The following is a 14159-nucleotide window of genomic DNA, read 5'->3' on the forward strand; positions in this document are numbered from 1 at the left end:
TGGGGGCATGGCTGGAGACGGGTGGGCGGTCAGATTGGGGCTTGCCGCGCCTGGACCTCCGCTGTCGTCCCGGCCTTGAGCTGGGACCCATAGCCACCGGCGGTCGTGAGGCGGGCAATCGGCAGTGACGTCCCTCGATAGCTTCCGCGGTATGGGTCCCCGCGTGTGCGGGGACGACACCGAGTGAGGAGCTATGGCCTGCGCAAATAAAAACAGCCGCCGCTCAGAAATCCCCGTGCAGCCGCCCCGAGAAGATCGACACCGGACCGCGGTCGGCGTTGTAGGCGGGATTGCTGATGAACTGATAGTCCGCCGTGAAGGTCAGGTATTTGTTGATCGAGTAGGCGTAGTAGGCCTCGATGATGTTCTCGCGCCGGTAGTTCAGCGCGCCGTCGCCGATCAGCGGGCCGAGGCCGCCGGCGGCGAGGAAGGCGCGGTGGTCGCGCGACAGCCCGTTGGTCACGCCGGCGAGGCCGATCGTGTCGTCGGGACGGCCCCAGCGCGTGCCCTTGATCGAGGTGCCCAACGACAGGCTGCTGTCGATGTCGGTGAACGCCATGATCTCGGTTTTGCCATCGTTCCAGCTCCAGCGGCCGAACAGGCCGACATCGTCCGAGAGCGCCTGGTCGAAGCTGATCACGTAGCCGTATTTGCCGCGGCCGCGGCGGGTCTGGCCGATGTCGAGATTGAGCGCGGGATTGTCCAGCGTCTCGCGATAGCTGCCGGAGAAGGTGTTGTTGAACCAGCCGATGGTGCGCAGATGCCCGGGTTGCGAGAACAGCTGATAGCGCGTCTCCAGCTCGACGACGTAGCTGCCGCGTCTGAAAACCTTCGTGTCGAAATTGTTCGAGTTCGACTCGGCATCGACCAGGAAGTAGCCGGCGCGCAGCGCCCAGTTCTTCTGGTTCAACTCGGCGGTGGCGCCATAGGTCAGTCCGAGCTTGTCAGCGGCATAGTCGAAGGCGCCGGGCGCCCAGACCGACCAGTTCATGAAGTCCTTGCGTGCGTCCTTGGCGTAGGCGTTGCCGTCGAACACGTCGAGCACGGGGAATTTTCCGATCTGAAGCGTGAGACGCGAGATGTCCTGCTTGCCGGACAGCTGCAGCTGGCCGCTGCCGAGCTGCTCCTGCTCGCCGCCGAAGCCGAAGGTCTGGCGCAGGAACAGCCGCGAGGTGTTGTAGTGCGGATAGGGGAAGTCGGACTTCTGCGCTTCGCCATTGGGGAAGCCGCCTGCTCCGACGGTGTTGCTGAGGCCGAAGCCCTGCAGCAGCTCGGGATTGTAATAGACCTCGCCGCCGTCCCATAGCCGCGCATTGATGTACAGGCTGTTGCTCCAGGTCTCCTGGAACTGGTGCGCCGGCGTCAGGCTGTTGGCGCCGGTATAGGCGGCGCGGAACGCCGGATAGCCCTGGCCGAGCACGGTCGCCTGGCCGTGGATCTCCCAGCGGTCGGATTCGGGATCGGACGGATCGCTCTTGAGCTTCAGGTCGGGACCGCCGGCGAAGTCGAGCTTGCGGTTGAGCCCGACGCGCAGGGTCTGGAATTCGAGCGCAGAATTGTAGCTGGCGCCGTTGGAGAAGCGGACGCCGCCGTTCTCGAAATGGCTGTAGAGATATTCGAGGCGCCAGCTCCAATGCGGCGCAAAGCTGCGCTCGATGCCGGCGCCGGCGGCCCAGCCGAGCCGCGTCGTCAGCAGCTTCTCGGTGTCGCCGGCCGCATTGGTGTTGATAAAGCGGCCGCCGGTCCAGGCGAGGCCGCCGGTGGCGTAGACCAGCCAGTCGCCCTTGATGTAGCCGACGCGGCCGCGGGCGGTGGCGACATAGTCCCACAGCTCCGAGACGTTCGAGATGGGCGTGCCGAGCATCGCGACGGTGTGGTTGGAGGTGAGATAGTTCGGAAAGCTGAAATCGCCCTCGAGCCCGAGCAACAGCCCGGAGCGGGTGACCCAGTTGTAGCCGGCCTGCACGCCGCCAGTGAGACCGCTGAACGGGCTACCGGCGCTGACCGTCCCGCTCGGGTCGGTCAGCGTCGCCTGGGCGCGGTCGCGCGTATAGCCGGCATGGACGCCGACATAGAGGCCGGTCCAGTCGAACACCGTCTGCGCCATCCGCGCCTTGACCGGCAGGTCGGCGGCAGCGGCGGGGGCAGCGAGCGCGGCGATCATGGCGCCGGCCGCGATCATCTCCCGGGTGCAGTTCGAACGGATCATGGCGGCGGATTCCCAAGGCGAGGCAAACGACACAGGCAAACGTCACAACTGATTGCCCGCGCACAGTCACGAGAAGATTACGGAGTCGTCGATGTTCGATCGGAAGTGTGGACGGCACGCGGTAATTTGTGGATGATTTATATTGCGATTAATTCGCAACAGCAAGCGTGAGGCGGTCTCATCCGGTTTCCGATTGAGGGTGTGGCGCCCACGCAACAATCAGCCCGCCCGGGCGGCCGGGCGGGACGCGACGAACGCCCGGCATCAATAGCCGCAGGCCCTGACGCGGCCGACATACTGGCCGTAGACGTTGTACTGCGGCACCCAGCGGCAGTACCGATAGCCACCGCCATAGGAGTAGCTGTCGTTGCTGGCGGCGATGGCGCTGCCGACGACGGCGGCTCCGACGAGGCCGGCACCGACGCCCCAGCCCCAATGGTGATGATGATGGAAGCCGTTGGCCGCCGCAGGCGTCGACGTTGCGGCGATGCTGCCGGTCACGGCGAGCGCGGTCAGCGCGAGGGTGGCAATCTTGGTTTTGATCGACAGCTCCTGTTTGATGTTGCGGCGGCCGGCGTCGGCCGCTTGCCAAATTGGACGGAGCCTTTTCGAAACCGGTTCGAATCGCCTGATGGCGATCGACGCCATCCGGAGATTCATCAGAAGATCCAGAATGTTATCTTTGGCTCAGGAGCCCGGCAGCGGGCCGTGGCCGAGCGTGGTCACGTCGAAGTTATCGACGTCCTCCAGCAGCGCGCAGAACGCCCGCGCGCCGTGGTCCAGCACGCGCTCGCCCTTCTCCGCCGAGGCCTGCGTGGCATCGCCGACCGCGCCGCCCGCATTCAGGTCCTGCGTCTGCCAGGCCATCGGCGCCGGCCGCTGCGTCGAGAGCACCTCGTAGGTCGTTTCCATCTCAGCGCCGCGCGAGGGGAAAGCGGCGATGGCATCGCTGCGCACCAGCGTGGGATGGCGGGCCAGCATGATCGAGGTCTCGACGGCACCGCCATGGATGCCGTGACGCAGCTCGTCGGCGGAGAACAGGCCATCGGGCGCGCCGAAGCGCGACCATGACGTCGTCACCACCAGCATGCGGTGATCTGCGCGCAGATCCTGCGCGACCAGGGTCATCGCGGCGCTGTTGCCGCCATGGCTGGTGACAATCACGAGCTTCGTGATTCCGATCGCGCGTATAGCCGGCGTGGCCGCCGACATAGACACCCGTCCAATCGAACTCCGTCTGTGCGACCGGCGCTTTCAGCGCCAAATCCGCGGCCTGGGCCGCAGCTCCCGAGCCGAGGACGACGACGGCGGCAAGCCCGGTCCAGCTTCGGACGCGCGATCGTCCGGATCGTATTGGCGTAACCGTCGGCAAGCGTATGGACCGCAAGAGCAGGAGTGAACAGAGGCGCTGGTGATGCGGACCCTAGCGAATATTGCAAGTTACTTACAATGACTTTGAAGTCACACGTCACGGCTCGCGCGCGGAAGCGGTGATTTTCGATGGCCCTATCGGCTGTGGGAACGGGTGTCGGCCCTTCGCGATCGAGCTCGCTTGTGACATGACGTCGCAAGGCAATCGAGCTGACGAGCGATTCGAAGACGGAACTGCCGCATGGTGGGAGACCCGCGTGTTGCAAATCCGTTACGAGATGATGTCAGAACGGCACTGATCGTAATTCTCACGTGAATTGAACAAGATGGACCACCGGCTCCTGGCTCGGGCGACGCTCGGTCTCCTGCTCACTTTGTCCAAAACCGCGACAGCGGCCGATCTCGGGTCGGTAAATTCGCGGCCGCAGTCGTATGACAATTCGGCGGCCCCTGACTGGAACGGATTCTATATCGGCGGGCACCTCGGCTACGCCGCAGGCAAGTCCGGCTGGACCGCCCTCGAGGCCGGCGCCGGCGTCCCGATGCTCTCGGGATCGACCGGCCTGTTTAACTCCTATGATGCCTTCAAGGGGACCGGCAGCTATCTGTTCGGCCTGCAGGCCGGCTACAACCGGATGCTGTCGCCGCGCCTCCTGCTCGGCGTGGAGGGGGACTTCTCGGCTCCGAACACGCTCGCCGGCGTGCGGGCCCCGACCTCCCCGGCAACTGGCCAGGCGGCCTATCGCGATACGGTGCTGGGGACGGGTACGCTGCGCGGGCGTATCGGTTACGACTTCAATCCATGGCTGGTCTACGCGACCGGCGGCCTCGCCTGGAGCTACGACCGTCTGGAGCGGACTCAGCTCGCGGGCACGGCCGGCAATGCGGCGGTGGGCGACGTCGATATGGCGCTGACCTGGCGGCTCGGCTGGGTCGCCGGTCTCGGGGTGGAAGTGCCGATCGCGCCGGCCTGGAGCGCCAAGCTCGAATTCCTGGACTCCGAGTTCGGGCATCATCGGAAACGCTTCACCGCGGCCGGCCAGCTCTACGACTCCGATTTGTCGATCCAAAGGCTGCAACTCGGGCTCAACTACCAGCTGGGCACGGATCCGGCCAAGAAGGACCTGCTCGGCAAGGGCATCGTGCCACCCGAGCTCGACAATTTCGCCGTGCATGGCCAGACCACGATCACGACGCAGTACGACTTTCCGTTCCGTGCCCCCTATGCCGGCCGGAACAGCCTGGATCCCAATATCGGCCGCGAAACCTTTGACCTCGACCTGTACGTCGGTTTCCGCCCCTGGGACGGCGCCGAGATCTGGATCAACCCCGAAATCGACCAGGGCTTTGGCCTGAGCGGCACGTTCGGCGTCGCCGGCTTCCCGAGTGCTGAGGCCTACAAGGTCGGCTCAAGCTATCCCTATGCCCGCATTCCGCGCGCCTTCCTGCGCCAGACCATCGATCTCGGCGGCGAGAGCCAGAAGGTCGAGGCCGGCATCAACCAGTTCGCGGGATCACAGACATCCGATCGTCTCGTCTTCACCGTCGGCAAGTTCGGCGTCGTCGATATCTTCGACCAGAACAAATACGCCCACGACCCGCGTGCCGACTTCCTGAACTGGACCTTGGTCAATACCGGCACGTTCGACTATGCCGCGGATGCCTGGGCGTTCACCTATGGCGCAGCGGCCGAGTGGTACACCGGCCCGTGGACGGTCCGCGCCGGTATCTTCGATGGTCCGGCCGTCCCAAACAGCACCGATCTCGATGCCAAGCTCGGCCAATTCCAGATGGTCGGCGAACTCGAACGCCGCTACGAGCTTTGGGGGCAGCCGGGCAAGATCCTGGTCACCGGCTATCTGACGCGGGCCCGCCTCGGCAATTTCCAGGATGCGGTGACCCTGGCGGCGCAGACTGGAGCCGCTCCGGATCTCGCGGCGGTCCGGACCTACAAGAGCAAGCCCGGCATCTCCGCCAATTGGGAGCAGCAGATCCTGCCGGGGCTCGGCGTGTTCGCGCGCGCCGGCTACACGCCCGGGAAGCTGGAGGCCTACGCGTTCACCGACGTTGACACGACCTTTGCCGCCGGCACCTCGGTGTCAGGCAGATTCTGGGGACGGCCGGACGACACGTTCGGCCTCGCAGGGGTGGTCAATCAGATCTCGCCGGCGCATCAGGCCTATTTGGCCGCGGGCGGCTATACGGCGCTGATTGGTGATGGGCAGCTGCCGCACCCCGGGGCCGAGAAGATCCTCGAAGCGTATTACTCGCTGCCGGTGTTCAATTGGCAGTTGACGTTTGACTATCAGTTCATCGTCAACCCGGCCTACAGCCGCGATCGCGGGCCGGTCTCGATCATCGGGTCGCGGCTGCACGCGCAGTTCTGAGTCGAACGACCTGCCACCCCGACAATCCGCCCGGGGGGGGGATAGCCGGGCGGGTTGGGACACGGGTCTGAGCTGATGGGGACACCCGTATCAGACGCGGGACCGGTGCTGCAGCGCGTTCACGAGCCGACGTGGCGAGCCCTGGTGGATTCGGTTGGGCAAGGTGACCGTCGCGCCATCAATAGCCGCAGGCTCTGACCCGGCCGACGTAACGTCCGAACGCGTCGTACTGGGGCACCCAGTGGCAGTACCGATAACCGCCGTAGTAATAGCCGTCGTTGCTGGCGGCGATGGCGCTGCCGACGACAGCGGCGCCGACGAGGCCGGCTCCGACGCCCCAGCCCCAGCCGTGATGGAAGCCATGGGCCTCGGCAGGCGTGGAGGTCGCGGCGACGCCGCCGGTCACGGTCAGGGCGGCGAGGGTCAGGGCGGCAAGCTTGGTCTTGATGGACATGGAAGGCTCCTGTTTTCCGTTGGGCGGCCGGTGCTGGCCGTCTGTCAAATTGGACGGAGGCTTCTCGAAAGCGGTTCGAATCGCCCGAACAAGGCCGGGGCGGTTCAGAGATTCGTTTGAAAATCCAGTTAGATCATGATGCGATTCCACGGAATCGCATCATGATCTCATCTCTTTGTTTGAGCATGATCTTTCCGGAAAACCGGTTTCCACTTTTCCGGATCATGCTCTAGTTGGGCCCAATCCAACGGCTCGCCAGCGGGCCGCCGCCGAGCCCGTTCACGTCGAAGTTATCGATATCCTCGAGCAGCGCACAGAACGCCCGCGCGCCGTGGTCGAGCACGCGCTCGCCCTTCTCCGCCGACGCCTGCGTGGCATCGCCGACCGCACCGCTCGCATTCAGGTCCTGCGTCTGCCAGGCCATCGGCGCCGGCCGCTGCGTCGAGAGCACGCGATTGTTCTTCTCGATCTCAGCGCCAGATGACGCGAAGGCAGCGATGGCGTCGCCACGCACCAGCTCCGGATGACAGGCCTGCATGATCGAGGTCTCGACGGCGCCGCCATGGATGCCGTGCCGCAGCTCGTCGGAAGAAAACAGGCCGTCGGGCGCGCCGAAGCGCGACCACGATGTCGTCACCACCAGCATCCGAAAGGCGGCGCGCAGGTCCTGCGCGACCAGGGTCATCGCGGCGCTGTTGCCGCCATGGCTGGTGACGATCACGAGCTTCCTGATTCCCGCGCGGGCCACGCTGTCGCCGAGCGCTCGCCAGCTCCGCAGCGCGGTCTCGGTCGGCAAGGTCAGCGTGCCCGGATAATCGATATGCTCGGTGGAAATGCCGACCGGCTGCACCGGCAGGAAGGTGACCGGCAGTGCCGGCGGCAGCAGCGCGCGCACGCGGGCGAGATAGGCTTCCGCAATGTAAACATCTGTGCCGAGCGGCAGATGCGGTCCGTGCTGCTCGGTGGCCGCGAGCGGCAGCACTGCGATCCAGCGCGCCGCCTCGGACGTTCCGATCAAGGGCCAGTGCAGCTCGGTCCAGTCGCGGGGCGGGGTGGTCATCGTGCTGGCTGTTTCTTTCGTGCCTCGGGCAGGGTACTTATCGCCCGACCATAGCACTTCGAACGGCATCTTGGGCGAGACTAACCGGGGAATCCAATCATGACGCAGGGGCTTCTGTCGCGAACGTTAATGGCGGCTTTGCTCGTCGCGGGTGCGCTGGTCCCGGCGGCCCAGGCCCAGACCCTGGACAAGGTCTCGTTCGGCACCAACTGGGTCGCCGAGGCCGAGCATGGCGGCTTCTTCCAGGCGGTCGCCGACGGCACCTACAAGCGCTACGGTCTGGACGTGACGATCGTGCCGGGCGGTCCGAACGAGAACAACCGCATGCTGCTGATCTCCGGCAAGATCGATTTTTTCATGGCCGCGAACACGCTGATGTCGTTCGACGCGGTGGCCAACAACGTGCCGGTGGTGTCGATCGCCGCGATGTTCCAGAAGGATCCGCAGGTGTTCCTGACGCATCCGGAGTCCAGGATCACCAAGCTCGAAGAGCTGAAGCCGCTGACCCTGTTCGTCTCCAAGGAAGGCATCTCCAGCTACTATCAGTGGCTGAAGTCCGAATACGGCTTCTCGGAGAAGAACGTGCGTCCCTACACGTTCAATCCGCAGCCGTTCATCGCCACCGCGCAGAGCGCGATGCAGGGCTACGTGACATCAGAGCCGTTCGCGGTCGAGCGCGCCGCCGGCTTCAAGCCCGGCGTGATCCTGCTCGCAGACAACGGCTTCAACACCTATTCGACCCTGATCGAGACGCGGCGCGACCTGATCGAGAGCAAGCCGGACCTGGTGCAGCGTTTCGTCGATGCCTCGATCGTCGGCTGGTACAATTACATCTACGGCGACAATTCTGCCGGCAATGCGCTGATCAAGAAGATGAACCCGGAGATGACCGACGACCTGCTGGCCTATTCGGTCGCCAAGATGAAGGAGTACGGCATCGTCGATTCCGGCGACAGCGTGGAGAAGGGCATCGGCGCCATGACGGAGGAGCGCATCGCCAGCTTCTTCGACAAGATGGTGCGGGCCGGCGTGGTCAAGTCGACGATCGACTATCGCAAGTCCTATACGCTGCGTTTCGTCAACAAGGGGGTCGGCATCGATCTCCGGCCGAAGAAGTAGGACGCTTGAGCGGCGCTTTCAGCACATGAGTTCACCCCCTTCGTCCGAGCGCGCCGTTGCGACCGCGGTACGCCTGCGCGGCGTCACCAAGGTGTACGAGTCCGGCGTCGCCGCGCTGGGGCCGATCGACCTGACGATTTCCAAAGGCGAGTTCGTCTCGCTGCTCGGCCCCTCCGGCTGCGGCAAGTCGACGGCGCTGCGGCTGATCGCCGGGCTTGCGAGCCCGAGCGGCGGTATGGTCGACGTCGCGGCGTTCGCGTCCGAGACGCATCCGGGCCATCGCATCGGCTTCGTGTTCCAGGAGCCGACCTTGATGCCCTGGACCAGCCTGCGCGACAATGTCGGCTTGCCGTTGAAGCTTGCGCATGTCCCGGCCACGGAGGCACGGCCGCGGATCGATGCCGCCTTGGCGCAGGTCGGCCTGTCGGATTTTGCCGATGCATTCCCGCGCGAATTGTCCGGCGGCATGAAGATGCGCGCCTCGCTGGCGCGAGCGCTGGTGACACGGCCCGACATCCTGCTGATGGACGAGCCGTTCGCGGCCCTCGACGAGATCACGCGCTTCCGCCTCAACAACGACCTGCTGGCGCTGTGGCGCAGCCTGAACATGACCGTCCTGTTCGTCACCCATTCGGTGTTCGAGTCGGTCTACCTGTCGCAGCGCGTGCTGGTGATGACGGCGCGGCCCGGCCGGCTCAGCGCCGAGATCCGGATCGACGTCGACGCGCGCGATGATGCGTTCCGCGCCTCGCCGGACTACGCCGCATATTGCCGCCGCGTCTCGGACGCGTTGGCGCCGGCCTACACCGGGGTGCATGCGCTGTGAGCGGCGTACGAGAGCAGAGAACGTTTGTCGCGGCAGCGCGGCTGGCGAGCCTCGCCTTTCCGGCCTTGGTTTTCGTCGCAGCGATGACGGCGTGGGAGTTGGTGGTGCGCGTCAACGGCATCCAGCCTTATGTGCTGCCGGGGCCGCTGCTCATCCTGAAGACCTTGGTTGCCGACTGGGACATTCTGGCGCAGTCGCTGCTGACGACACTGATCACGACGCTCGAAGGCTTCATCGCCGCCGCCCTCGGCGGCATCGCGCTGGCGCTGCTGTTCAACCAGTCGAGATGGCTGGAATGGGCGTTGTTTCCCTATGCCGTGGTGCTGCAGGTGACGCCCGTGATCGCGGTCGCGCCGCTGCTCCTGATCTATCTGCCGCAGCAGACCGCGGTGGTCGTGTGCGCCTGGATCGTCGGCTTCTTCCCCGTGCTGTCCAACACCGCGCTCGGGCTCAACTCGGTCGATCGCAATCTCGCTGGCCTGTTCCAGCTCTACGGCGCCTCGCGCTGGCAGACCTTGCGCCATCTGAAATTGCCCGCCGCTCTGCCCTATATTCTCGGCGGTCTGCGCATCGCCGGCGGCCTGTCGCTGATCGGCGCCGTCGTCGCCGAGATCGCCGCCGGCAGCGCCGGCGCGGGATCAGGCCTCGCCTATCGCATCGCAGAATCCGGCTATCGTCTCAACATACCCCGCATGTTCGCCGCGCTGGTGCTGCTGTCGGTCGCCGGGATTGTCATCTATGGCTTGCTGGCGCTAGTTTCGCACCTCGTTTTGCGGCGCTGGCACGAAAGTGCTCTTGGAAAGGACAACTGATGGCGGCCACTTCGTCTGACAAGATCGATGTTCTGATCTATGGGCCGCTGCGGCCGATCCTGGAAAAGGGTTTCCCGGACAGCTTCACTGTGCACCATGCGACGACACAGGCCGATCTCGAAGCGCTGCCAGCGGACGTGAAAGGGCGGATCCGCGGCGTCGCGGTGACCTTCCACACCGTGAAGACCGATGCCGCCGTGATGGCGATGCTGCCGAAGCTGGAGATGATCGCAAGCTTCGGTGTCGGCTATGATCATATCGCGGCCGCCCATGCCGGTCAGCACGGCATCATCGTCACCAACACGCCCGATGTCCTGACCGAGGAGGTCGCCGACGTCGCGATGGGCCTGTTGATCGCCACCTGCCGCGAGTTCATCAAGGCCGACCGCTTCGTGCGCTCCGGCGAGTGGACGTCGAAGCCCTATCCGCTCAGCGTCGGCTCGCTGCGCGACCGCACTGTCGGCATGGTCGGCATGGGCCGCATCGGCCAGGCGATCGCGCGCCGGCTCGAAGCCTCGCTGGTCCCCGTCGTCTATCACTCGCGCAATCCGGCGGCCGGTGTCGCCAACAAGCACTATCCCGACCTGCTCGCGATGGCGAAGGACGTCGACACGCTCATCGTGATCGTACCCGGCGGCGCCGGCACCAACAGGATCGTCAATGCCGAGGTGCTGAAGGCGCTCGGACCGCGCGGCGTCGTCGTCAACGTCGCCCGCGGCTCGGTGATCGACGAGCAGGCTTTGGTCGAGGCACTGAAATCCGGCGCGATTCTCGCGGCCGGCCTCGACGTGTTCGAGAAGGAGCCGGCGGTGCCCGACGAGCTCAAGGCGATGGACAATGTCGTGCTGCTGCCACACATCGGCTCGGCTGCCATCGTAACCCGCAACGCGATGGATCAGCTGGTGGTCGACAATCTCAAGGTCTGGTTTGCCGGCAAGCCGCCGCTGACGCCCGTTCCGGAAACGCCGGTGAAAGGCCGCTGATGAAACGTTCGCTCCCAATGCTGATCGCGCTGCTGTCGTCAGTGGCGGGCGTCCCTGCCGTTGCGCAGGACGCCGCCGGCCTGAAGAAAGCGATGATCGGGCAGTGGGAGCTTGCGACCACTGAGCGCAGCAAGACCTGCGTCGTGACCTTGAAGCCGGACGCGGCGCCGCGTGGGCAGAAGCTCGAGCTGGAGCCGGGCTGCGCCGCCGCGCTGCCCTTCACCAAGGACATCGCCGGCTGGAACGTGAAGGGCCTCGACATCGTCAGTCTCCAGGCCGCCAATGGCGAGGCGGTGATCGACTTCACCGAGGTCGAGGCCGGCATCTTCGAGGGACTGCGCCAGGGCGAAGGCGTCTACATCCTGCAGAACCTCGCGGCGGCGCGGTCGCTGGCCAAATCGATGGACCAGATGATCGGCGATTGGGCCATGGTCCGCGGCAACGGCGCCACGATCTGCAGCCTGGTGCTGACCAACAACGACGCCGGTCACGACAATTTCCAGGTGTTCGTGAAGCCGAAATGCGACGCCGCCATCGCAGCGTTCGCACCGAGCCAGTGGCGGCTCGAGCACGGCCAGATGATGCTGATGTCGGATCGCGGCGAGACATGGCGGTTCGAGGCGGACGACAATGCGCAGTGGCGGCTGGTGCCGGACAGCGCCAATCCGCTGATCATGCTCAGGCAGTAGGACGAGACGCGCGCCGTTGAGCGGCCTTGCCGCGCGGCGGGCAAGCCTCTTCCGGCATCGGATTTGGTTAACGGTCGGTTACGCGCCTGTTCCACCAATTGGAACTTGTTGTTTACGCATCTTGCGTCTGATGGTTGCATTCCATCGAGGGGGCCCGTCATGCGTGAGTTGTTGCGCCGGTTCAACAGGTCGCTGCCGTCGTTCAGCCTCAACGACAAGATCTCTGCGGCTGCGGCCACGTTCGCCGTCCTGGTGATGCTGTCGACACTGGGCGCGCTGTCGGCGCTGCGCGAGCAGCGCCTGTTCTACGACCGGCTCGAAGCGCTTTCCATTGCAGCCCGCAACATCGAGCGCACCAACGCGCTGATCTACGCGGTCGTGATGGAATCGCGCGGCATCTACATGTCGTTGGACCGCACCGTCGCGCGGCGCTACGCCGACTCGCAGCTTGCGAAGATTGCGCAGCTGAGCAAGGTGGTCGACGAATGGGAAAGCCGGGTCACAGATGACGACGCCGCGCTGTTCGCCCCGTTCAGGAAGCGGATCGATCAGTTCGTCGCATTCCGCACCGAGATGGCGCGGCAGACGATCTCGGTCGGATCGTCGGCGGCGCGCGAGCTCGGCGACAATGACGAGAATCGCGCGGTGCGCACCGCGCTCAACGAGGACCTCGAGAAATTGTCGCGGCTCTATGCCGACCGCACCCGCGAGCTCGGCGAGGCGGCCGACGCGCGCGGCATGGCCGCGTTCTATCTGGGCGCGCTCGGGGCGGTGATCATCGTGCTGATCGCGGCCGCGGCGCTGGCGCTGCGCTGGGGCGTGCTGATGCCGCTGCTGGATATCGCCCGCGTCACCGACCGCATCGCCGCCGGCCGCATCAAGCTCAAGATTCCCCATGCGCGGCGCCATGACGAGATCGGACGGGTCGCGCATGCGGTGGAGACTTTCCAGAACGGCGCCTTCCGGATTCAGGAGCTCGAGCAGCACGAGGTCGAGATCGAGCGCCAGCACGCCGACATCCTGCGCGAGCACGAGCGGCTGGAGCAGGGCGCGCTCAGCAACCAGCAGCGTCTGGATGCCGCGGTCGCCAACATGGCCCAGGGCCTGATCATGCTCGACAGCTTCGGCTACGTGCTGATGGTCAACGAGCAGTACCGCAAGCTCTACGGCGTTCCTGCCTCGGTTGCGAAGCCCGGTGCGCATGTGCGCGAGATCCTCGCGCACCGCGCCAAGCTCGGCCTGCTGCGTGAGAAGCCGTCGGAGTTCCTCGCCGCGCTACGGGAGCGCATGAAGGAGCGAAGGGCCGAGATCGTCGAGGTCGAGCTCGCCGACGGCCGCATCATCCGCATCTCGGAGCGTCCGATGGACGGCGGCGGCTGGATCGCGACGCATGAGGATTTCACCGCGCAGCGCCGTGCCGAGCGCAAGCTCGCGCGCGCCGAATATTTCCTCGCCGCATTGCTGGAGAACATCCCGCAGGCGGTGCTGGCCAAGGATGCGCAGTCGCTGCGCTACATGTTCGTCAATCGCGCCGCCGAGCGTCTGTTCGGCGTGCCTCGCACCGACATCATCGGCCGCACGCCGGGCGAACTGTTCTCCGCGCCGACCGGCGCGATCCTCGAGGAAGCCGCCCGCGAACAGCTCGCAGGGCGCGGCGACGATGAGCCGCGAGCCCATAGCATCCTCACACCCGGAAATGGTCCGCGCGACATCGTCGTGCGCCGGCTGCCGGTCTCGATCGGCGAGGGCGAGCCGAAATATCTGCTGAGCATCATCGAGGACCGCACGCAGGATCAGCGCGTGGCGGCATGATGCGTCACGTGGCAACGCCTTGGATTGCCCTGCCTTGACGTCGCCTTGATCTGCATCAAGAACGGCCACGCCGGGCGGACTAGCGTGCCCGGAACGGAGGCCTGTTCATGATCCGACGTCTGGGGATTCCCTTTGCTACCCGCCTTGGCGCTGCGGCGCTGCTCACGCTCGCCGTCGTCGCGCCGGTGTATCAGGCTGCTGCGCAGGACGTGCTCGGCGGAGCGATCCTGGGCGGCGCCGGCGGAGCGATCCTGGGCGGCGCGATCGGCGGCGGCCGGGGCGCTGCGATCGGCGCCGTGATCGGGGCCGGCACCGGAGCTGCAATCGCGGCCGATGGCGAGCGCCGTCGTGGCGGCTATTATTCCTATCGCAATGGCTGCTATTTGCAACGCGGCGACGGGTCATGGGTCCGCGCACACCCGCGCTACTGCTACTAA

The 14159-nt window shown here is 65.6% G+C and carries 12 protein-coding genes and 1 pseudogene; 8 read left to right on the plus strand and 5 right to left on the minus strand.

All coding sequences use genetic code 11. The features are described from left to right. Positions 1-223: 223 nt before the first annotated feature. The 3 genes and pseudogenes from QX124_RS12695 to QX124_RS12705 all read right to left on the minus strand — a co-directional run. The gene (locus tag QX124_RS12695) at positions 224-2209 is read right to left on the minus strand and encodes a carbohydrate porin (protein ID WP_315797329.1); all 1986 of its coding nucleotides are present in this window, start codon (positions 2207-2209) and stop codon (positions 224-226) included. Positions 2210-2473: 264 nt separating this feature from the next. After that, positions 2474-2758, minus strand: coding sequence for a hypothetical protein (locus tag QX124_RS12700; protein ID WP_315735045.1), 285 nt, complete (start codon positions 2756-2758; stop codon positions 2474-2476). A 138-nt stretch (positions 2759-2896) separates the two neighbouring features. After that, a pseudogene (locus QX124_RS12705) lies at positions 2897-3388 on the minus strand (creatininase family protein); the annotation flags it as partial. 518 nt (positions 3389-3906) lie between these two features. Between QX124_RS12705 and QX124_RS12710 the strand changes: the two are divergent. Next, complete coding sequence (locus QX124_RS12710; protein WP_315774069.1) at positions 3907-5967, plus strand: carbohydrate porin; 2061 nt, start codon at positions 3907-3909, stop codon at positions 5965-5967. Positions 5968-6145: 178 nt separating this feature from the next. On the opposite strand, the gene QX124_RS12715 is transcribed toward QX124_RS12710, so the two are convergent. Then, a complete protein-coding gene (locus QX124_RS12715) occupies positions 6146-6421 on the minus strand; it encodes a hypothetical protein (RefSeq protein WP_315774068.1) in 276 nt (91 codons plus the stop codon). 229 nt (positions 6422-6650) lie between these two features. Continuing rightward, complete coding sequence (locus tag QX124_RS12720) at positions 6651-7481, minus strand: creatininase family protein (protein WP_315774066.1); 831 nt, start codon at positions 7479-7481, stop codon at positions 6651-6653. 129 nt (positions 7482-7610) lie between these two features. Between QX124_RS12720 and QX124_RS12725 the strand changes: the two genes are divergently transcribed. From QX124_RS12725 to QX124_RS12755, 7 genes are all read left to right on the plus strand, one after another. After that, entirely contained in the window at positions 7611-8600 is a 990-nt protein-coding gene (locus QX124_RS12725; RefSeq protein ID WP_315774065.1) for an ABC transporter substrate-binding protein, read from the plus strand. A 25-nt stretch (positions 8601-8625) separates the two neighbouring features. Next, on the plus strand, positions 8626-9426 hold the full coding sequence (locus QX124_RS12730) for an ABC transporter ATP-binding protein (protein ID WP_315774063.1): 801 nt from the start codon (positions 8626-8628) through the stop codon (positions 9424-9426). Positions 9427-9509: 83 nt separating this feature from the next. Beyond that, positions 9510-10238 (plus strand): ABC transporter permease, encoded by a 729-nt coding sequence (locus tag QX124_RS12735; protein ID WP_409997693.1) that lies wholly within the window; start codon positions 9510-9512, stop codon positions 10236-10238. Further along, a complete protein-coding gene (locus QX124_RS12740; RefSeq protein ID WP_315753887.1) occupies positions 10238-11221 on the plus strand; it encodes a 2-hydroxyacid dehydrogenase in 984 nt (327 codons plus the stop codon). Before QX124_RS12735 ends, QX124_RS12740 begins: the two co-directional genes overlap by 1 nt. Positions 11222-11313: 92 nt before the next feature. Next, a complete protein-coding gene (locus QX124_RS12745; RefSeq protein ID WP_315774075.1) occupies positions 11314-11910 on the plus strand; it encodes an AprI/Inh family metalloprotease inhibitor in 597 nt (198 codons plus the stop codon). A gap of 159 nt (positions 11911-12069) precedes the next feature. Then, positions 12070-13722, plus strand: coding sequence for a PAS-domain containing protein (locus QX124_RS12750; protein ID WP_315797330.1), 1653 nt, complete (start codon positions 12070-12072; stop codon positions 13720-13722). A gap of 107 nt (positions 13723-13829) precedes the next feature. Beyond that, complete coding sequence (locus tag QX124_RS12755; RefSeq protein ID WP_315797331.1) at positions 13830-14159, plus strand: hypothetical protein; 330 nt, start codon at positions 13830-13832, stop codon at positions 14157-14159.

This window comes from Bradyrhizobium sp. SZCCHNRI3043, from assembly GCF_032377735.1.
Classification (GTDB): Bacteria; Pseudomonadota; Alphaproteobacteria; order Rhizobiales; family Xanthobacteraceae; genus Bradyrhizobium.